Source organism: Geothrix sp. 21YS21S-2 (genome assembly GCF_030846775.1).
Taxonomy (GTDB): Bacteria; Acidobacteriota; Holophagae; order Holophagales; family Holophagaceae; genus Mesoterricola.
On sequence record NZ_CP132910.1, the window covers coordinates 2,038,976 to 2,058,487 of the forward strand.

17 protein-coding genes are annotated in these 19,512 nt (G+C 70.0%); 6 read left to right on the top strand and 11 right to left on the bottom strand.

Annotated elements, in window-relative coordinates:
• The first annotated feature begins 1 nt into the window (after window position 1).
• The gene (locus RAH40_RS09130) at window positions 2-2,773 is read left to right on the top strand and encodes an MASE3 domain-containing protein (RefSeq protein ID WP_306601793.1); all 2,772 of its coding nucleotides are present in this window, start codon (window positions 2-4) and stop codon (window positions 2,771-2,773) included.
• A gap of 47 nt (window positions 2,774-2,820) precedes the next feature.
• Here the strand turns inward: RAH40_RS09130 and RAH40_RS09135 are convergent, their stop codons facing one another.
• Both RAH40_RS09135 and RAH40_RS09140 read right to left on the bottom strand, forming a co-directional pair.
• Window positions 2,821-4,578, bottom strand: a complete 1,758-nt coding sequence (locus RAH40_RS09135; RefSeq protein ID WP_306601794.1) for a multicopper oxidase family protein — start codon at window positions 4,576-4,578, stop codon at window positions 2,821-2,823.
• A 168-nt stretch (window positions 4,579-4,746) separates the two neighbouring features.
• A complete protein-coding gene (locus RAH40_RS09140) occupies window positions 4,747-5,670 on the bottom strand; it encodes a GlxA family transcriptional regulator (protein WP_306601795.1) in 924 nt (307 codons plus the stop codon).
• 102 nt (window positions 5,671-5,772) lie between these two features.
• Here RAH40_RS09140 and RAH40_RS09145 point away from each other — a divergent pair, with 102 nt between their 5' ends.
• Window positions 5,773-6,261 (top strand): cysteine hydrolase family protein, encoded by a 489-nt coding sequence (locus tag RAH40_RS09145; RefSeq protein WP_306601796.1) that lies wholly within the window; start codon window positions 5,773-5,775, stop codon window positions 6,259-6,261.
• A 267-nt stretch (window positions 6,262-6,528) separates the two neighbouring features.
• On the opposite strand, the gene RAH40_RS09150 is transcribed toward RAH40_RS09145, so the two are convergent.
• The 6 genes from RAH40_RS09150 to RAH40_RS09175 form a co-directional block, all read right to left on the bottom strand.
• The gene (locus RAH40_RS09150) at window positions 6,529-6,714 is read right to left on the bottom strand and encodes a hypothetical protein (protein ID WP_306601797.1); all 186 of its coding nucleotides are present in this window, start codon (window positions 6,712-6,714) and stop codon (window positions 6,529-6,531) included.
• Window positions 6,715-6,743: 29 nt separating this feature from the next.
• Window positions 6,744-8,051: a membrane protein insertase YidC gene (yidC, locus tag RAH40_RS09155; protein WP_306601798.1), complete on the bottom strand. Its 1,308-nt coding sequence runs from the start codon at window positions 8,049-8,051 to the stop codon at window positions 6,744-6,746.
• A gap of 124 nt (window positions 8,052-8,175) precedes the next feature.
• Window positions 8,176-8,577: a type II toxin-antitoxin system VapC family toxin gene (locus RAH40_RS09160; RefSeq protein ID WP_306601799.1), complete on the bottom strand. Its 402-nt coding sequence runs from the start codon at window positions 8,575-8,577 to the stop codon at window positions 8,176-8,178.
• 29 nt (window positions 8,578-8,606) lie between these two features.
• Window positions 8,607-9,359, bottom strand: coding sequence for a LytTR family DNA-binding domain-containing protein (locus tag RAH40_RS09165; RefSeq protein ID WP_306601800.1), 753 nt, complete (start codon window positions 9,357-9,359; stop codon window positions 8,607-8,609).
• The gene (locus tag RAH40_RS09170; protein ID WP_306601801.1) at window positions 9,356-10,255 is read right to left on the bottom strand and encodes a sensor histidine kinase; all 900 of its coding nucleotides are present in this window, start codon (window positions 10,253-10,255) and stop codon (window positions 9,356-9,358) included. The genes RAH40_RS09165 and RAH40_RS09170 overlap by 4 nt, the downstream gene beginning before the upstream one ends.
• A gap of 22 nt (window positions 10,256-10,277) precedes the next feature.
• Window positions 10,278-10,922, bottom strand: coding sequence for a class I SAM-dependent methyltransferase (locus tag RAH40_RS09175; RefSeq protein WP_306601802.1), 645 nt, complete (start codon window positions 10,920-10,922; stop codon window positions 10,278-10,280).
• Window positions 10,923-10,969: 47 nt separating this feature from the next.
• Between RAH40_RS09175 and RAH40_RS09180 the strand changes: the two genes are divergently transcribed.
• The 4 genes from RAH40_RS09180 to RAH40_RS09195 all read left to right on the top strand — a co-directional run bounded on the left by RAH40_RS09180 (window position 10,970) and on the right by RAH40_RS09195 (window position 13,658).
• Complete coding sequence (locus RAH40_RS09180) at window positions 10,970-11,170, top strand: hypothetical protein (RefSeq protein ID WP_306601803.1); 201 nt, start codon at window positions 10,970-10,972, stop codon at window positions 11,168-11,170.
• Window positions 11,171-11,367: 197 nt separating this feature from the next.
• Complete coding sequence (locus RAH40_RS09185) at window positions 11,368-11,838, top strand: Spy/CpxP family protein refolding chaperone (RefSeq protein ID WP_306601804.1); 471 nt, start codon at window positions 11,368-11,370, stop codon at window positions 11,836-11,838.
• Between the two features lie 16 nt (window positions 11,839-11,854).
• Window positions 11,855-12,952: a sensor histidine kinase gene (locus RAH40_RS09190; protein ID WP_306601805.1), complete on the top strand. Its 1,098-nt coding sequence runs from the start codon at window positions 11,855-11,857 to the stop codon at window positions 12,950-12,952.
• Entirely contained in the window at window positions 12,945-13,658 is a 714-nt protein-coding gene (locus tag RAH40_RS09195; protein ID WP_306601806.1) for a LytTR family DNA-binding domain-containing protein, read from the top strand. The genes RAH40_RS09190 and RAH40_RS09195 overlap by 8 nt, the downstream gene beginning before the upstream one ends.
• 33 nt (window positions 13,659-13,691) lie before the next feature.
• Here the strand turns inward: RAH40_RS09195 and RAH40_RS09200 are convergent, their stop codons facing one another.
• Genes RAH40_RS09200 through RAH40_RS09210 form a run of 3 tightly spaced genes read right to left on the bottom strand, consistent with a single transcriptional unit; the run spans window position 13,692 to window position 19,511 of the window.
• Window positions 13,692-17,084: a hypothetical protein gene (locus tag RAH40_RS09200; protein WP_306601807.1), complete on the bottom strand. Its 3,393-nt coding sequence runs from the start codon at window positions 17,082-17,084 to the stop codon at window positions 13,692-13,694.
• Window positions 17,081-18,046 (bottom strand): glycosyl hydrolase family 17 protein, encoded by a 966-nt coding sequence (locus RAH40_RS09205; RefSeq protein WP_306601808.1) that lies wholly within the window; start codon window positions 18,044-18,046, stop codon window positions 17,081-17,083. The genes RAH40_RS09200 and RAH40_RS09205 overlap by 4 nt, the downstream gene beginning before the upstream one ends.
• A gap of 7 nt (window positions 18,047-18,053) precedes the next feature.
• A complete protein-coding gene (locus RAH40_RS09210; RefSeq protein ID WP_306601809.1) occupies window positions 18,054-19,511 on the bottom strand; it encodes an MFS transporter in 1,458 nt (485 codons plus the stop codon).
• Between the last annotated feature and the right edge of the window lies 1 nt (window position 19,512).

The window sequence follows — 19,512 nt, forward strand, 5'->3', positions numbered from 1 at the left end:
CGTGGCCGGCCTCTACCTGACGAGCCGGTCCAGCTATCTGCTCTTCCACACCCTGGCCGAGATGTTCAGCGTGGTGGTGGCCTGCTCGATCTTCAGCATCGCGTGGAATGCCCGGAAATACATCCGGAACGGCTTCCTCCTGTTCGTCGGCATCGCCTACTTCTCCCTGGGTCTCCTCGACCTGCTCCACACCATCGGGTATACCGGGATGCCCACCTTCCCCGGGCACCCCTTCGCCGCGAACCAGCTCTGGGTCGCGGCCCGGCTCATCGAGAGCCTCTCCCTCCTGCTCGGCTTCGCCTACCTGACCACGGGGCGCCGGCCCAACCCGGCGCTCACGCTCAGCGCCTTCATGGCCGTGACGGCCCTGGTGATCGCCGCCATCTTCCTGTGGCGCGTCTTCCCCGCCTGCTTCGTGGCGGGCCAGGGCCAGACCCGGTTCAAGATCCTCAGCGAATACGCCATCATCTCGGTCCTCGCCGTGGACGCCGCCCTCCTGGTCCGCAACCGGGAGCGGTTCCACCGCAGCATCTACCTGACCCTCCTGGCCGCGACGGTGCTGGCGATCCTCACCGAGGTGATGTTCACCCTCTACGTGAGCAACTACGGCCTCGCCAACCGGGTGGGCCACTACTTCAAGGTGTTCACCTACTACCTGACCTACCTGGCCATCGTGCAGCACGGCGTGGAGCAGCCCTACGAGATGGTCTTCCGGGAACTGGCGGACGCCAACGGGCGGCTGAAGGCCGAGGTTCGCGCCCACCAGGCCACGGAAGGCCGCTTCCAGCGCACCTTCGACGAGTCGCCCATCGGCACGGCCATCGTGGATCCCGGCGGCCGGTTCCTCAAGGTCAACGACGCCCTGTGCCGCTTCCTGGGCTACTCCGAGCAGGAACTTCTGGCCATGGGCTACCTGGACGTCACCCATCCCGGCGATCGCCCCGTGGACCTCGCCCAGGTGGCCCGGCTGGCCTCGGGCGAACTGGAGCGCTATGAGGTGGAGAAACGCTACCTCCGCAAGGACGGCTCCGTAGCGTGGGGCCACCTGAACCTGAAGATGCTCCAGGATGGCGCCGAGGGCCCGAGGTACATGCTCCCCATGATCCTGGACGTGACGGCCCGCAGGCACCTCGAGGAGCGCCTCGAATACAAGGTCGCGGAACGGACGGCGGCCCTGGACCAGGCCAACCGCCTGCTCCGGGTGATCTCCGCGTGCAACGAGGCGCTGGTGCGGGCCACGGACGAGAAGGAACTGGTGCTGGAGATCTGCCGCATCGCCGTGTCCATCGGTGGCTACACCAAGGCCTGCCTGCGGTACGTCGATGCGCCGGGCGACATCGACACCGGCCTGCCGGGCCGGTGCCTCCACACCGGCGAACGCTGCCTGGGCGGGCAGGCCTGCCTGGACTCCGAACCCGTCCTCCTGCGGGAGCAGGCGAAGGGGTCTGCCCGGTACGCCCTCGGATTCCCCCTGCGCTTCGGCGACCGGACCGGCGCCGTCCTGGAGATCTTCTCCCCGGCGGCAGGGCGGTTCAAGGCCGTCGAGACCGACATGCTCGGCAAGCTCGCGAACGATCTGGCCTCCGGGATCCTCACCATCCGTTCCCGGGCGGAGCGGGACCGCGCCCGCCAGGAACTGGAGGACCGGACCCGGATGCTCCGGGCCCTGGCGTCGGAGCTTGTGCAGTCCGACAACCGCGAGCGGCGCCGCCTTGCGAAGGTCCTCCACGACCACCTGCAGCAGATCCTGGTGGCCGCCAAGTGGCGCGCCGGGGCCCTGGCCGCCGGTCCGAAGGGGGAGGGATTCCTTGAATCCTGCCGCCAGCTGGAGGACCTGATGGACGAAGCCATCCAGTCGTCCCGCGACCTCGCGGCGGAATTGAGCCCGGCGGTCCTCCACGAGAAGGGGCTCGCCCAGGCCCTCGCCTGGCTAGGCAAGCGCATGAAGGAACGCCATGCCCTGGACGTGGATCTCGAAATGGACGAGGACCTCCATCCCCTTCCGCCCCACCTCACGGAATTCTTCTTCGACGCCATCCGCGAGCTGCTGTTCAACGTGATCAAGCACGCCCGGGTGGCCCGGGCCCGGATCCGGGTCCGGCAGTCGGCCACGCACTTCGAGGCCACCGTCGAGGACGCGGGCGCCGGCTTCGACGTGGAGCTGGCGAAGACGGCGCGCAGCGGCACCGGCCTGGGCCTCTTCAGCATCCAGGAGCGCCTGACCCACCTGGGCGGATGGATGCTGATCGAGAGCGCTCCCGGCCAGGGGAGCCAGTTCCACCTCATGGTGCCCCTGGAGGAACCCCTGGCCGGGGCGCAGGAACCCGAAGCCGCCTCCCGCCGGGACGCCGGGGCCCGGCCGCCGCGCCCCTCCCAACCGGCGGTCCCGGTGGACACCCGCATCCGCCTCCTGATCGTGGATGACCACCAGGTGGTCAGGCAGGGGCTTTCCAGCCTCCTCGGAGGCCGGCGCCACATCCACGTCGTCGGCGAGGCCAGCGACGGCTTCGAGGGCCTCCGGCTCGCCCGGCAGCACCACCCGGAGGTGGTGCTGATGGACATCAACATGCCGGGCATCAACGGCATCGAGACCACGCGGCTCCTCCAGGCCGAACTGCCTGGCATCTGCGTCATCGGGCTCTCCATGCACCAGGATCCCGACATCACCCGGGAGATGCTGGAGGCCGGGGCCCGGGGGTTCGTCTCCAAGAGCGATCCCGTCGACACCATCCTCGCCGCCATCCAGGACTGCCGTACCCGGAGGAACGGCTGACCCCACGGAAAGGGAGCCGGATCGCTCCGGCCCCCTTCCCTCCTTCGTCAGAAGACGACCTCGAAGGGCCTCATCATGTCGTTCTCCTCATGCTCGAGGATATGGCAGTGATAGACGTAGGAGCCCAGGGAGCGCTTCCGGAAGTCCAGGTCCAGGGCGGAGGTGTAGGGCACGTCGAAGGTGCCGCGGATGCGCGTGACGAACCCCGGATAGGCCTTCACCGTGTCCTTGAAGCCCAGCTCCTCCGGTTCCGGAGCCTGGGCGGGGCCCGTGAGGAAATGGCGGATGTCCGGCTTCTGGGAGGGCTGCCTTCCTCCGGCCAGGTAGCTGTCCCAGGCGGCCTTGTAGGCGTCCGCATCGAAGGGCTGGCGGTTCAGCACCTGGAAGGCGATGAGGTGCACGTGCATGGGGTGGGCGTCCCCCGTCAGGTTGATCCACTCCCAGGTCTCCGTGGTGCCCACCTTGATGAAATCGGTGGTCGGATCCATGGAGCCGTAGCCGTTGAACTTCATGTCCACAGGCGTGCCGGTGGCGGGGTCTTCGGTCTCCTCGCCGACCATTTCCCGCGCCCCGAGGCCGCGGGTGGGCACCAGCCTGGGCACCTTGGGGAGCTTCAGGTGGGCCGCGGGCACGGTGGCATCGGGGCCGGCCAGGGGCTTGTCCACGACGATGCGCATCAGTTCGGGGATCTCCATCATGCCGCCGTCGGGATAGGGCGCGGGCGCATCGTTCGTGACGGTGATGCGGGCGCCCTGGCGGAGACGTGAGAAGTCGATGATCACGTCGAACCGTTCGCCGGGCGCGATGAGCAGGGAGGTCTTGCGGACGGGGGCCGGCAGGAGACCTTGTTCGGATCCGATGACGTGGAAGGCCAGCGGGGAGCCGTCGTGGTCGAAGCCCAGGTTGAAGAAGCGCGCCTGGGACCCGTTCAGCAGCCGGAGCCGGTACCGCCGGGGCTCCACGTTGAGCCGGGGATATGCCTTGCCGTTGATGACCGGCGTGTCGCCGAAGAATTCGGGCACCCAGACGGGATGGAGGGCGTTGTTGCCCTGGGTGGGGTAGTACAGCGTGCCGTCGGGGTTGAAGATCTTGTCCTGGAGGACGATGGGGAGGTGGTAGGCCCCCGAGGGCACCTTCTGGCCGTTGATGGCCGTTCCGGTGTCGACCTTGTCGAAGATCAGGTAGGCGGCGGCCAGGCCCAGGTAGGGATTGAACCGGGTGGCACCCATGGCGTGGTCGTGGTACCACAGGAGCGTGGCGGGCTGCTCATTGGTGTACATGAACGTATCCGAGACGAAGGCCGCGCCCTTCTGGCCCGTGGACGTCCACCACTGCTCGGGCGTCCCGTCGAACCGCGCGGCGGTCTTGCCGCCGTGCAGGTGGGGGATGGCCCGGCCCGTGGGCAGGTCCGCCCCCATGATCGTGGGATCGATGGAATCCCGGAGGGGGAAGGTGGCGGGGTCGTTGGGCAGCTTGTTGATCCACTTCACGATCACCGGACGGTCCCGCTGGGCCACGATGGTGGGCCCCAGGTAGACCCCGGGCTGGCCGCCGAGGCCGTAGGTCCACACCGTGGCCTTCCCCAGCTCCGAATGGAACTGGTGCTTGTGCTCGGTCATGGCGATTTCGTAGTAGTCGGCCAGGGCCGGGAGGCCGGCCTTGTGCACGGGGGTGGCCACCGGGGGGACGGGGAGGAGGTCCACGTATTTGGTCAGCGCCGGGCTGACGCCGGGGGATTGGGCCGCGAGGGTGGAGACGGCGAAGGCGGCGAGCCCCGCCAGCCTCCGGACGAGGACGGATCGCATCGGGAACCTCCAGGGGAGAGGGGTGGGCCCCTGGCGGACGCCCTTGACGGGAGCCGGGGCCGGAGGCGGGCTGGGCATTGAAGACGCCCTCAGGATAGGGGCCGCGCCACCGTCCCGGTATGGGTGGTACCCCCCATATCCCCCAGGAATTCCATGTAGTTCCTCGACCTAGGCGTCCTGGGAGGCGCCGGTCCCGAACCGCCGCCGGTACTCGCCCGGGGACAGCCCCATCAGCCGCAGGAAGATCTTCCGGAACGCGCCCGGGTCCTCGTAGCCCACCCGCCAGGCGATCTCGTCCACGCCGAGGCCCGGCCGCTCCAGCAGCTCGCGGGCCCTGCCCACCCGGAGGTGCTGCAGGTATTCCGTCGGTCTCAACCCGGTGGCCCGCTTGAAGCGGCGCTGGAAGGTGCGCTCCCCCAGGCGGGCCGCCCCCGCCATGGCCGGCACGTCCACCTTGCCGCCGCCGTGCGCCTGCAGCCAGGCCTGGGCCCTCAGAATGGCCGGGTCCCCGTGGGTGAGGACCGGGGCGAAGGTGCTGTAGAAGCGCTGCTCCCGGCCCCCGGGGTCCACCAGGAGCTGGCGCGCGGTGGCGAGCATGGCCTCGGGGCCCAGGAAGCGGGTCACCAGCCGCAGGCCCAGGTCCACCCAGGCCATCAGGCCTCCGGCCGTCATGAGGTCGCCGTCGTCGATGACGAGGCGGTCGGTGTCCAGGAGGACGGCCGGGAACCGCTCGGCGAAACGGGCCCTCAGGCCCCAGTGGGTCGTGGCGGGGCGGCCGGCCAGGAGCCCCGTCTCGGCCAGCAGCATGGCGCCCATGCACACCGAGCACAGGAGGGTCCCCTCCCGGTGGCGGGCCGTCAGCCATGCCGGACGTTTGGGATCGGAAGCCGGCTCGCCCCCCAGGGCCGGGGGCAGGACCAGGGCCGTAAGGGGCGCGTCCAGCGCCGGCAGACCCGCCAGGACGGCCACGTCCAGCCCCGCGCCGCCCCGCAGCTTGTGGAGCCGGGAGGCCTCCTCCAGCAGATCCCTCAGGCCCAGCACCGCCGAGGCCTGGGCGCCGGGATAGTCCAGAATGCCGATGCGGGTCGCCATGATCTGTCAGTTATAGCCCGAAGATTGTCATTTCCGCCACTCCATCGTTCAACCCCCGCGTCCTACCTTGGACCTACGGCGCGCCCGCCCAAGGAGACACCCATGAACAAGGCCCTGCTGGTCATCGACGTCCAGAACGACTACTTCCCCGGAGGGGCCTATCCCCTCTGGAACGCGGAGGCCGCCCTGGACAACGTGGTGGAAGCCATCGCCAAGGCCACGTCGGAAGGCATCCCCGTCATCCTCATCCAGCACATCGCCGAGGGCCCGGCCCCCTTCTTCAACGAAGGCACGCCCGGGGTCCGGATCCATCCCAGGATCCTCGCCGCCGCGCCGCAGGCGCCGGTGGTGGTGAAGCACCACGCCGACGCGTTCCACCAGACCACGCTGGAGCGCACGCTGCGGGACCTCGGCGTCACCGAGCTGGTGGTGGCGGGCATGATGACCCAGAACTGCGTCACCCACACCGCCATCTCCCGGGCCGCGGAGCCCTACCAGGTGACCGTCCTGGGGGACTGCTGCGCGACGGCGAGCCAGCTGCTGCACCTCGTGGCCCTGAAGGCGCTTTCGATCCGGGTCAAGGTTTCCTAGTCGCGCAAATCCAGAACCAGCCTTGCTCCCAACGCCCCAACCACCGGCTGCGCCAGGTAAGTTAGGTTTTGGTATTTCAGCTTTTATCCCTTTCCATCCTCGGCAAAACCCGTGTCTGGATGATCCCGAGGCGAAGACCGGAACCAAGCCCAGGCATTCCCGACCCACCCCGGCGGTATCCAGCCGGGGATGGACGGGTATAAAAGCAGATAAAAAGAAAGATACGCTTTCCAGGCTGCTTCTCCCAGGTACCCGGGAAACCTTCGGCTAGTCCCGGGGGGCGGGCTGGACCCCGGGGAAATGGGCGCCCAGGCACTTCTCGCAGATGGCGTGGCGGTAGCCGCCCAGCTTCAGCCCCCTCCGGTCGGAGCGCCAGACCTGGCCCATGCGGATGAAGCCGCACCATGCGCAGCGCGTCGGGGGCGTCTTGTCGCGGAAATCCACCATGACCATGTCCTCCCTGCAGGATACGGAAGTATCGGTCAACGTGATTGCATGTCAATCGCAACAACCGGCCCGGACCGGTAGGTTCGGGTCACCCACCAGGTCTGGATCAGGCCCACCCCATTGAAGACCAGGTAGTAGAGGTTCAGCCCCGCGGGCAGGCTCGCGAACATGAAGAGCATCATCACGGGCAGGACCACCAGCATCATGCGGCGCTGGGCCGGGTCGCCGGCGGGCGGGGCCGCGGCCTGCTGGGCGAACATGCCCACGCAGAGCAGGATGGGCAGGACATAGGTGGGATCCTTCGCCGACAGGTCCCGGATCCAGAACATCCACGGCGCGTTCCGCAGCTCGAAGACGTTGCCCAGCATGCTGTAGAGCGCCAGGAAGACGGGCATCTGGATTAGGGCGGCGAGGCAGCCGCCCATGGGGTTGTGGCCGTTCTGCTTGTAGAAGGCCATGACCTCCTGCTGCTGCTCCGCCCTGGAGCCGCCGGCGTCCTTCCGGCGGGCCTGGAGGGCCTTCACGTGGGGCTCCAGGTCCCGGGTCCGCAGCGCCTGCACGACGGACTTCGTGTTCAGGGGCCAGAGCAGCAGGCGCAGCAGCGCCGAGAACGCCACGAGGGTCCACCCCCAGTTCGGGAGCGCGGCGTGGATCAGGGTCAGGCCCAGGTACAGCGCCCTCCCCAGGGGCCCGAAGAAGCCGTAGTCCAGCACCTGGGTGAAGGGCTTCCCGAACGCCCCCAGGGCGGATTCCTGCCTGGGCCCCAGGTAGAGGCGCCCGGCGCCCCCCGGGGGCAGGAGGTACCCGCCGGGCCCGCGCTGGGGCGGCGAGGCCAGGTGCCAGATGGCCGCGAAGGGCCCGGCGTCCATGCCCAGGCGCGGCGCGGCCGGCGGCAGTTCCTTGCGCCGGGCCCCCAGGAACCCGAAGAACGGCTCCTTAACAATGTCGGCCCAGGCCACGGCGTGGATGCGCCGGTCCTCCAGGGTGAAGACCCGGCCCGCGGCCTGGGCGGGCAGGAGGTCCAGCGGGACGGTGGAAGCCACCAGTTCCAGCACGTGGCCCTGGGCGGGCAGGAGGTAGACCACCCGCGCGCCGCCGGCCCCGGTGAACGTGACCTCCCGGCCCCGGGGCGTGTCCGCGACCGCGGGCTCGCCCGCGAAGGTCCCGGCGGCGGCGCCCGGGCCCGGCCCCTGGAAGAACCGGGCGTGGTCCGCCCTCCATTCCACCTGTTCGATGGCCGCGTCGCGGTTCCGCCAGGTGATCCGGAGTTCCGCGTTCTCGAGGGTCAGGGTGTCCCCCGCCAGGAGCGGCAGGGCGAGGAGGAGGGAGAGGAGGATTCTCAAGGGGCGTCCCGGGGAAAGGTGATGGCCCAAGCCTAGTCATGCCCCGCCCGCCCCGCGGGGGATTGCGACGAACACCCCTCCCCACGGGATGGAACCCCTCCCTGGCGCGACGGACCTGCCCCCGTCACGGCCCGCCACCGCCACGAAGCGAGGATCCGGTCCCGGAGCGCAAGAGGGGTTCAGACTTCGGGTGGGTGTTGTTCCCAATCAACGATGCGTAACCCTTGATCCTACCAAAATGTTTACTATTTCCGGTGACAAGGGTCAGGCCATGCTTATGCGCGGTGGCGCCAATCATGCCGTCTTCGGCTTCGATCGGGGTTCCCTCTTTTCGGAGTCGTGCTTCGATCAAACCCCAGTCCATCGCTTCCTCCCGTCCCAACGGGATGATGGTGATGGGCCTCAGAAACGCTTCAGCCTTTTCCATGTCCTTCGTTGGGTGGTCGGATTTCTGTAATTGCATAATCAATATCGCTGCGAAATCCGCAAGAGGATGGCGTTCAGGCCTCCCGGCTGGAATGTCCATCCCTGCGGAAGGTTCGTCCCCGCCCGGGCTCACATGGCCCGGAAACGGTGCTGGAAGGCAGCGCTCACCGGCAGCAGCTCGTCCCGGCCCCTGAGCTTCAGGCGCAGCCGGCCCAGTTCGTCCCGCCTGGCATATTCGATGGCCGGGGCCCGCACGATGACCGAGCGGTGCACCTGCCAGAACTGGTCGGGATCCAGGCCCTCCAGCAGGTCCTTCAGAGGGACCCTGATGAGGGCTGTCTCCTCCCGGGTTGCCACCCGGGTGTACTTCTCGTCGGCCTGGAAGTAGATGACGTCCCCGATGGGGAAGAGCTTGACCGTGTCGCCGGCGCCCGCGGTGATCCACTGCAGGCGCCTTCCGCCCTCCCGCTGGCGGGTGATGAGCCGCTCCAGCAGCTCGTCCATGGACGGAGGCGGCGCGTCCCGCTCCAGGCGCCCGCGGACCCGCTCCACCGCCTGGGCCAGGCGCTCGCGCAGGACGGGCTTCAGGACATAGTCCACGGCCCCGGCGTCGAAGGCCGCGACGGCATATTCGTCGTAGGCCGTGAGGAAGACCACGTGGGCCCGCGCCCCCACCTCCCGGGCCACGGCCAGGCCGTTCAGCCCGGGCATGCGGATGTCCAGGAAGAGCACCTGGGGCCGGTGCTCCTCCAGCGCCTCCAGGGCCGCGAGGCCGTCCCCGCACACGGCGACCAGCTCCAGTTCCGGCCACGCCTCCCGCAGCAGCCCCGCCAGTTCCAGGCGCTGGGGTTCCTCGTCCTCCGCGATGAGGCCCCGGATCATGCCGCCCGCCTTTCCGGGAGCCGGATGGTGGCCGTCACGCCCCCCGAGGCCCCGCCCTGGAGCTCCAGGGAGGCCTCGGCGCCGTAGAGCGTCGCCAGGTGTTCCCGGATGTTGGCCAGCCCCACGCCAGAGCCCAGCCCCGGCGCCAGGCCCAGGCCGTCGTCCGCCACCACCACCCGCACCCGGCCCGGTTCCGGCCGGTCCGCCCGCAGTTCCACCCGCCCCGGCCCCGGCCGGGACTCCAGGCCGTGCTTGATGGCGTTCTCCACCAGGGAGATGAGCATGAGGGCGGGGAACGTGGTCTGGGCCAGCTCCGGCGGCAGGTCCACCCCGTAGGACAGGCGGTCGCCCATCCGCACCTTCATGACCTTCAGGTAGCTCTCGCAGATGGCGAACTGCCCCTCGAGGGTGCTCACCGCGCCCCCGTCGTCCGGGCGGAGCCTCGGGATGGCCGCCCGCAGGTAGCCCACCAGGGCGTCGATGGTGGCCTCCGCCCGCTTCGGATCCTGGCGCACCAGGGACCGCACCGAAGCCAGGGTGTTGAAGAGGAAATGCGGCTCCACCTGGGCCTGCAGCACCGTGAGGCGCAGCTCGGCCCGCTGCCGGGCCCGGCGGGCCTCGTCCATCTCCCGCCGCTGCCGGCCCCGCGCCAGGTGGCGCCGCCGGTTGATGCTCGACCGCAGGGCGAACCCCCCGCCGATGAGGAGGTAGTTCAGCAGCAGCAGCCCGCCCAGCGCCCACCGCCCCGACCCCAGCAGGAAGCTGACCCCCACCACCAGGCTGATGCCCAGCCCGAAGGAGCTGTAAAGCATGGACCGCGCCAGGAGCCAGGACCAGTTGAAGACGGGGAGGTCCTGGTACGTCGGCAGCGCGCGTTCGCTTGGAGTCTCGGGCATTCCAGCATTGTCAGGCAACCGGTCAGGTTTGTCCCCCCCGGAATCCGGCCCGGGCCCGGACGCAGTGCGCCTCCCCGTAGCCCGGAAAGGAGCGGCTTTGCAGGTCCAGGACCTGGAACCCCGCGTCCCGCAGGAGGGCCTCGACCTCGGGCGGCTCGTAGAGCCGGAACCCGAAGCGGTGCCCCGCCCACTGCTCCAGGTTGGCCTTGGCGTCGAAGCACAGGAGGAGGACCCCGCCCTCCGCCAGGACCCGCCGGCATTCGGCCAGGGCCAAGGCGGGCGAGGGCCAGAAGTAGAGGGCGTTCACGCTCACCAGCCGGGAGAAGCCCGAATCGCCGAAGGGGATGGCCTCGACGGACCCCTGGGCGAGCTCGCAGCGCCCCTCCCGGAGAAAGGAGCGAAGCCGCTTCGAGGCCACGCGGACCATCGCCTCCGACAGGTCGAGGCCCGCAACCCGGGCCTGGCGGTCCCGGTCCAGCACCTCGAACAGCAGGTCCCCGCTCCCGAAGCCGATCTCCAGCAACCGGTCGCCCGGGCCCATCCCGAGCAGGTCCAGGGCCCAGGCGTTCACGGACCGGGTGTGGCTCCGGAGCCAGCGGGCCATGACGAGGCGGCCGAACAGGCCGGAAGGGTGGGCAAGCTGGTGGGCCAAAAAGCGGGTGAACATCCCCTCCACCCTATCCGCACTTCGTGGTCCCGGTCCGGAGCCCGGCTATGAAAACCAACCGTCCGAGCCTCACCTGGTGTTTGGTCGAGACTGCCTATGGCCTGCCGGTGGAGATCGGCTCGCGCCCGATCCCCCAGAAATACGTGGGTCGCCATGAGCAGCTGCCCTTCTGGAAGGAACGGGGGGGCTTCCAGCTGGCGGCGCCACTCATGGCGGAAGCCGTCGAGATCAAGCGCGCCTACAACTGAGTCAAGGCCTGCAGGGCAGGACCACCTCCGTCCCGTGCCGAAGGAATTCCGGAAAACAATCCGCATGTCATTCGACCCCCGCTTCGTGTCGTTCGATCCCTCCCCGGTGCATCCCGACCGTCCCGGACAGCCCTCCCGGCCAAAGGCGCCTCCAATGCTGTGGACGGGGCAAGGTTCCCCGGACCCTGGAGGCAACCATGAAGACATCCATCCGAACCCTCATCCTCTGCGCCGGCGCCTTCGCCCTGATGGCCCTGCCCGCCCTGGCCCAGGGCGGACCGGGGTCCTGCCGGCGCGGCGGCGTCTGCGCGAACCTCCCGGGCGTCACGGAAGCCCAGAAGACGGCCTTCGCCGCCCTGGAGGCCAAGCACCGGCCCGACATGGAAGCCAAGAGGAAGGCCGTCCGGGAGGCCCACGACGCCCTCCGGCAGGCCATGGCCAAGCCCGGCGCCGACCTCAAGGCCCTCTTCGACAAGGAGAGCCAGGCCCGCTTCGCCCTCCTGGAAGCGCGCCAGGCCAACCGCATGGAAATGGAGAAGCTCCTCACCCCCGAGCAGAAGGCCCAGTGGGAAAAGCGCTGGAGCGAAGGCCCCGGCATGGGCAGGGGCATGGGTCACGGCAGGGGCATGGGCCGCGGCAATGGTGCCTGTCCCCAGGGCATGCGCTGAACTAGACTGATTCATCATGCAGGCTGAGCACCTTTTCAGGACCACCGTCCACAGGATCCGGCGCCCCCTCACCTGGGGCGCCATCCTTGTGTTCGGCCTTCTCTGGAACCTCACCCGGTGGGCCCTGGGGCCCGGGAGCCTCCCGCTGGACGGGGAGGCCCTGGCGCCCTTCGCCTGGGGCTTCTTCTTCCTGGTGCTCTCCCCCCTGCCCTGGCAGTGGACCGGCACCGCGGACGCCGTGGCCGGGCCGTTCCGGGGTCTCCTCCAGGCCATCCCCTTCAACGCGGCCTGCGCCTTCCTCCTTCTGGTGCTGCTCGGCGCCGGCGCCCCGCCCATGGGCCCGCGCGGAATGGGCCGGGGCATGATGGGCCGGGGCGGCATGGGCATGCACGGGTCCATGGGGGGGGCCCTGCCGCCCAGGCTCCTGATCCTGGCGGCGGCCTACCTCTGCTTCGCCGTCCTCCTCGGGGGCGTCCTGGCCCAGATGGAACGGGCCGAACGCAGCGAGGACCGGGCCGTGAAGGCCGCCGCCCAGGCCCGCCTGAAGGCCCTGCAGAACCAGATGAATCCCCACGTGCTCTTCAACGCCATCAGCGGCGTGGCCGAGATGGTCCGGGAGGACCCCGCCGGCGCCGAGAAGGTGCTGGTGGACCTGGCCGGCCTGCTGCGCCACCTTCTGGACCTGGGCGACCGCGCCTCCCTGGCCCTGGCCCAGGAACGGAAGGTGGTGGAGCAGTACCTGGCCCTGGAGCAGCTCCGCCTGGGCAGGCGCCTCCAGGTCCGGTGGTCCTGGGATCCGGGTCTGGACGCCCGCGAAGTGCCGCCCCTCCTCCTCCAGCCCCTGGTGGAGAACGCCGTCAGGCACGGCATCGGCCCCGAGCGCGCCGGAGGCGAGCTCCACATCAGCCTGCGCCCCTGGGGCCGCGGACTGGAGCTGGAAGTGGCCAACACCGGCCGGCCCCCGGGCGAAGGCGCGCCGGACAGCATCGGCCTGCGCAACCTCAGGGAGCGTCTAGCCCTGCTGGGAGCCGATCCCGCCACCTCCTTCCGGCTCTGGCGGGAAGGCGAGTGGACCCGGGCTGTCATCCAGCTGCCGGGAGGGGACCGTGCCTGAACCGCTCCGCATCGTCGTGGCCGAGGACGAGCCCTACAACCTCAAGCGCCTGGTCCGGCTGCTGAAGGACCAGGGCTGCCAGGTCGTGGCGGAACTGGAGGACGGCCTCGCCGTCATGGAATGGCTGGAAGCCGGCGGCACGGCGGATGCCCTGTTCCTGGACGTGCAGATGCCCGGCCTCACCGGCCTGGAGGTCATGGCCGAAATCCAGGCAGGCCTGCCCGTGGTGCTGGTCACCGCCTTCGCCGAGCACGCCGTGAAGGCCTTCGAGCACGCCGCCCTGGACTACCTCCTGAAGCCCGTCACGGAGGAACGGCTGGCCCTGACCCTCGAGCGCCTGAGGACCGCCCGCCCCCCGAAGCCCCCCTCCGCGGGCCCCTTCCGCTACCCCGTGAAGGCCGGCGAAGGCCTGGTCCTCCTGGAGCTGGCCCGGACCTCCCATTTCGAGTTCAAGGACGGGGCCGTGTGGGCCCACGCCGGGGGCGAGTGGCGCACCCTCTGGAAGACCCTGGCCGAGGCCGAACAGGCCCTGGAGGGCCGCGGCCTGATCCGCGGGCACCGCCACCTCCTCCTGCGCCCCGAGGCGATCCTGGGGGCGAGGAACCTGGATTCGGGGCGCATGCAGGTCAAGCTCGCGGGGGGACTGGACGTGGAGATCAGCCGGGGGGCGGCGCCGGCGCTGAAGAAACGGCTGGGCCTGCCCTAGGCCCGGAACCGGGGTCGAGCACGGCCATGAGAATCACACTCCCAGCACGACCTCGATGCGTTCCACTTCCCCGGTCCGGTCGAAGAGGGCCCGGCTCGTGGAAAGGTCGAGGGACAGCCCGGGGAAGCTCCGGAAGGAACCATCGGCCAGGAGGATCCGCAAGGACGGCGTTCCGGCGCGTTGGGCCACCACGGGGACCTGGCAGAGCGTATAGGCCAGGCAGCCTGCGGGCAGACCCAAGGTGCGGGACCGGCCCTCCAGATCGAAATACCGGAAGACCGCGGGGCGAGTCAGGAATTCCCCCTCCGGCATCCACGCGGGGTGGAAGACGATGCGCCCCGCCTCCACCTGCACCCCCAGGTCGCCGAAGCGGGACAGGAAGTCCTCCTTCACCTGGCCGGTCATGCCGGGCTGCTGCGCCCCGCCCTGGGCCGGAGTGTGGGAGTAGGGGTCGATGGGGATCGCGCCCACCTGGGCGGGGCTCCGGTGCACGCCCAGGCCTTCCCGGATCTCCCGGCAGTGGCGCTGGAGGCGGGGGAAGGCGGGATCGTCCGGGGACGTGGCGCGCCGGGCCTCGTCGGCGGCCAGGAGGAGCTTGGCCACCATGTGCCAGTAGACGCAGCCCAGGCCCTCGTACTTGTAGAAGGTTCCGGACCTGCCGGTGAAGGACTGGTGGTCGAAGACCGTCTCGTAGAGGGCCAGCACCTCCTCGCGGCCGGGACCGTCCCAGGCCAGGGCGCCCAGGGCCGCCTCCAGTTCGCGCCGGCTGCGGAAGCCGGCGTTGAAGTGCACCCTGCCCTTCACGTCCCGGGCCACGATGGCGGTGTCGCCGGCCTCAAGCAGGGCCCCCAGCAGGGGGATCCGGGCGGGAGCGTCCGGGGGGAGGATGTTCTTCTCCAGGAAGCGCGGCAGCTCGCGGTCGGGATAGAGCAGGTAGCTGTCCACGTCCTCCCGGCGCAGGGGACTGCGGCGCAGGGCGTCCAGGAGGCCGGCGGCCTCGTCCGGCGACAGCACCCCGGCGCCCAGGGCGGCCACCTGCCCTTCGAGCATCGGCTGCAGGCGCCGGATGGCGATGCCGTCCACCTCCAGCCGCATGAGGTTGTAGGCGTGGTAGAGGCCGTCGTCCCTGCGGTTGGCGCGGATGGCGTGGTCGAGGTGGCCCAGGGCCGCCGCGAAGAAGGACCGCAGGCGCGCGGCTGAAACCGGGGCGAGGAGGCCGGAGCGTCCGCGGGCGTAGAGGCCTTCCCGGTAGTCCGAGGCGGCGCGGCCCAGGGCGTCCAGCATGCGCCTGCGGCCGGGGACGGTGTCGGCCGCCTCCGGGGTGGTCCCTTCCAGGGCCGTGGCGACGCCGTCGAACCACCCCGCCACCTCCAGGGCCACCGGGGCGTCGCCGGCCAGGAGTCCGCCGCAGAAGGCCAGGAACCGGCGCAGGTGGCACAGGGTGACCATGGAGACGCCGTAGCCCACCAGGGCGTTGTTGGCGTCGTTCCACTCGGGCCGCTGGGTGTTCATCCAGATGCCGGCGCCGGGGATGAGGTTGGAAAGCTTGGCCAGGGCCACCACCAGCAGCTTTTCGGCCAGGCCCGCCCGCACCGGGCCGTCCGGCCCCGCCAGGAGCTGCCCGTCGGCGCCCAGGGCCCCGGCCCGGGCCAGGATGCGGCGGTGGGCCGCCGCGTCGAAGTCGATGGTCCGGTGGGGGTCGGCCAGCAGGTCCTCGTAGGGCTTGATGCGGTAGGGCACGTCGAGGTACCCGAAGACCCGCTTGTGCAGCAGCGGGGACAGGGCGCCGGGGAAGGTGCGCTCGGAGGCCTCCAGGAGCCGCAGGAGGTAGACCACCTGGTGGTCCCCCCAGTAGCCGATGAAGGACCAGGGATCGTGGGGGTCGTGGGTCTCCCACTCGAAGCCCTCCCGCAGGACGCGGTAGGGATTGTGCCCGTCGGCGGTGGAGCCGGCCAGGAACTTGGCGATCATGGCCTCCAGGAAGGTGGGGTAGCTGAAGGCCAGCGCCTCCCAGTTCTGGAAGATGTCCCGCCAGTTGCCCTGGTAGTTGTAGAGCTGGGAGCCGCCGGGCTCGCGCACCTGGATGGAGAAGATGTTCCAGGGGCGGCTGGGGTCCCCGTGGCGGCGGCTGAAGGTCAGCGGCAGGTACTCCCGGCCCAGGCGTTCCAGGTCGGGGTCCCCGCAGGCCTCCAGGGCCGCGAGGAAGTCCCGGCGCCCGGGAGCCTCCTCCAGGGCTGCCAGGACGTCCTGATTGCGCGCGGCCACCTCGCGGTTGGACGCGGCCAGGAAGCGCCGGAAGTCGTCCCGGGGGATGCGGGTGCCCAGCCCGGGCATCCCGCCCCGCATGATGTTGAACAGGGTGTTGGAGAAGTGGCGGCTGGCGCTGCGCTCGTCCTCGCCGGCCTGGAGCCCGTCGGCGCCGGCCACCCGGCGCAGGAGGCCCTCGGTGCCGCGCTCCACGTCCTCCAGGAGCTGCGCGCGCAGGTCCCCGCCCCCGGCCAGGAGTGCCTCCAGGGCCACCACCGCCGGTGCGTCCAGGGCCAGGTCGGCCACCACGAACCACTCGCGGCAGGTCCCGGGCTCGAGGGCCAGGGCGGCGTTCACCAGGTAGGCGCCGCGGCGCCCGCACACGTCCGTCTCCTCCACGAGGGCTTCCCCCCTGCGGAAGGCGGCGAGCTGGACGGTGGAGAGGAGCCGCACCGGGGCTTCCAGCCCCAGGCTCCAGGCGGTGTTCACCCGCAGGGCCTCGCTGGGTTCGGGGCGGTCGGCGGGGATGGAGCTCAGGCGGAAGAGGGCCAGGCCCGTTCCGGGCAGGAGCTCGGTGCGCTTGTAGCCGTCCACCAAAGTGCTGAACTCCAACTGGAAGCGCCAGCCGATCTGCGCGGGCAGGACGTTCTGGATTCCGTCCAGGATGTCGGCCTCAACCCGCGCGGAGCCGAGGTTCACCAGTTCGGACCGGCGCACGAAGCCGAAGCGGTGGCTGGTCATCCAGCACACCCGGAAGGCCAGGCCCAGGTCCTCGTTGGTCTCCTCGAAGACGATGCGGTCGCCGTGGACGCTCTTGAGCAGGTCGCGGCGGATGCGGTAGAGGCCCTGGTGGCGGTCGGAGAACGGCTCCCACAGGCAGGTGCGCCCGTCCCGCGCCACCCGCACGACGGTCTTGCTTCCGGTGTGCTCCAGGCTGTCGTGGATGCGGTCGTCGGCGTGGTAGGGGAACAGGGCGTGGTCCGGATCGCGCCGGCCGGCGGTGAGCGCGCCGTTGCTGGACACGAACAGCCAGTGGTCGGAATCGCTCACCACGCTCATGAAGAACGGGGGCATCCCGTCCAGGCCGGAGACGCGGAACCAGCGCCCGCCGTCAAGGTCCACGATGCCGCCGCCCACTTCCGGGGCCGCGGGCTGAAGGGGGACGCAGGCGCCGGTCATGGCCGCTCCCCGTAGCTCGGCGAGGTGGGCCCCGCGGGGCGCAGCTCGGGGAACCAGCCCAGGACCGCCGGCTTGGCCTTGCGGTCCACCGAGAACAGGCCCCAGTGGCCTTCCGTCCCCGCGCCCTTCCAGGGCTCGTCGAAGGCCTCGAAGATGAAGGTGGTCACGCCCATGGACTTCGCCCAGGCGCTCATCTCCTCGAAGTAGCGCTTCTGCTTGGCCTCGCTGCCGGCCCTGGGCGCGTGCTGCGGGCCCTGGGTGAAGGTGGCCCAGCCCACCTCCCCGAAGACGATGGTCTTCCCGGGATGGACGCGCCGCACTTCCGCGAACTTCTCCAGGGTCGTGGCGAAGGCCTCGTCGATGTCCTGGTTCCCCCACAGGGGGTAGCTGTGCAGGGTGATGAAGTCCAGGTGCTCCGCCAGGCGGTTGCCGGCCTTGGCCCAGTACAGGAAGTCGTCCGCCACGGTGACCCGGCAGGCCACCCCGGCCTTCACGCGCTTCACGAAGGCGATCACCACCGGTTCGGTGAGCTTGTGGTCCGACCAGTCCACCAGGGCCTCGTTGCCCACGCTCACGGCCACGACGACGTCCTTGTAGGCGTTGGCCAGCCGGATGCCCTCGGCGACCTGGCGCTCGTTCTCGGGGGCCTTGCCGGGCTTGCCGCTGAGCCACATGCCCAGCATGACCCGCAGGCCCAGCTTGTGGGCCCGGATGGCCTCCAGCACGTCGGCGGCGTGGCGGTCGGAGCCGTAGAGGCGGATGACCTTCCACCTGCGGTCGAGGATGCGCAGGTCCTCCAGGACCTGGGCGGGGGAGGGATAGAGACCCTTGTCGGGATCCTGGCCTTCCCGGTATCCGGAATAGCACACCGCGTTCCCCCACCAGGCCTGGCGGGCCAGGTCGGGTTCGGCGGCGCACAGGCGCGCGGATAGGGCGAGGCACAGACAGAGGAAATAACGCATTCGCATCTCAGGCTTGGGGCTTGCGGTCCTTGAGGTCCTTCTCGATCCGGACCATCATCCGGTCGTCGAGGGGGTAGAGCTTCATGAGCAGGGCGGAAACGATCAGCAGCGCCCCGGGGAAGAGGCTCATGGAGAGCCGGATGCCCACCAGGGAGCGGGCCGTCTGGTCCACGTTGGCCACGTATCCGAACCAGGTGAGGAGGATGCCCGTGATCCACGCGCCCACGGCCAGGCCGATCTTCGTGCCGAAGATGGCCGAGGCGAAGACGAGTCCGGTGTTGCGCCGGCCCGAGCGCCATTCCGCGTCGTCGGCGGTGTCGGCGAACATGGCCCACAGCAGGGGGGAGTTGAACCCGATCACGAAGCTGGAAAGAATCTGGAGGGCGAACATCAGGGCGACGTCCCCGGGCCCGGCGAACCAGAACCCCAGGACGATCGCGCCGCCCAGGCCGATGGCCGCCATGAAGATGACCTTCTTGTCGAACCTCCGGGCCACGGGCGGGGCCAGCATCACCGCGGCCAGGAAGGCCAGGGCGTTGCTCACCAGGAAGGGCCCCAGCAAATCGTTGCGGTGCACGTAGTACTTGAAGTAGTAGGCCGAGACCGAGCCTTTGAGGACGAACGCGCTGATCATGGCCACGGCCACCACGATCATCACCACGAAGGCGCGGCTGCCCATGAGGGCCTTGAAGTCCCCCTTGAGGTCCGCGGCCTGGTCGGCCGGGGGCGCCACCCGCTCGCGGGTGGCCAGGAAGCACAGCGCGAACAGCGCCACCGCGATGACCCCGTAGAGGGCCATGGTCAGCTGCCATCCCTTGGCCAGATCGGCCGGCAGGGCCAGGAATTCCTTGGAGAGGAACCAGCGGATCCATTCGCCGGGGTGGGCCAGCAGGCTGTGCTGGGCCCGAAGGGCGGGCGCCATTCCGAACCACTGGGCGAGGCTGGGGGTGCAGTACTGCACCAGCACCGCCACCGAGAAGGCGCCCACGAACCGGAACGAGGCCAGGGAGGTGCGCTCCTTGCTGTTGGGCGTCATCACCCCCATGAGCGCGCTGTAGGGGATGTTCACGGCCGTGTAGAGAAGCATCAGGAGGCAGTAGGTGACGTAGGCGTACACCACCTTGGCGCCGTGCCCCATGGCGGGCGTGGTGAACGTCAGCACCCCCGCGGCCGCCAGGGGCAGGCCGAACCAGACCAGGTAGGGGCGGAAGTGCCCCCACCGGGTGCGGGTCCGGTCCGCGATGGTGCCCATGATGGGATCGGCGATGGCGTCCAGCACCCGGGTCACCAGCATCATGGTGCCCACCGTCCCGGCCGGGATGCCGAAGACGTCGGTGTAGAAGAAGATGATGAAGAACTCGAAGGTCTTCCAGTAGAAGTTGGAGCCTGCGTCGCCGAGGGCGTAGCCGGCCTTCTCGGCGAATCCGAGGCGGCCGGCTTCTTCGGTCTGGGGGGTCGTGGTCACG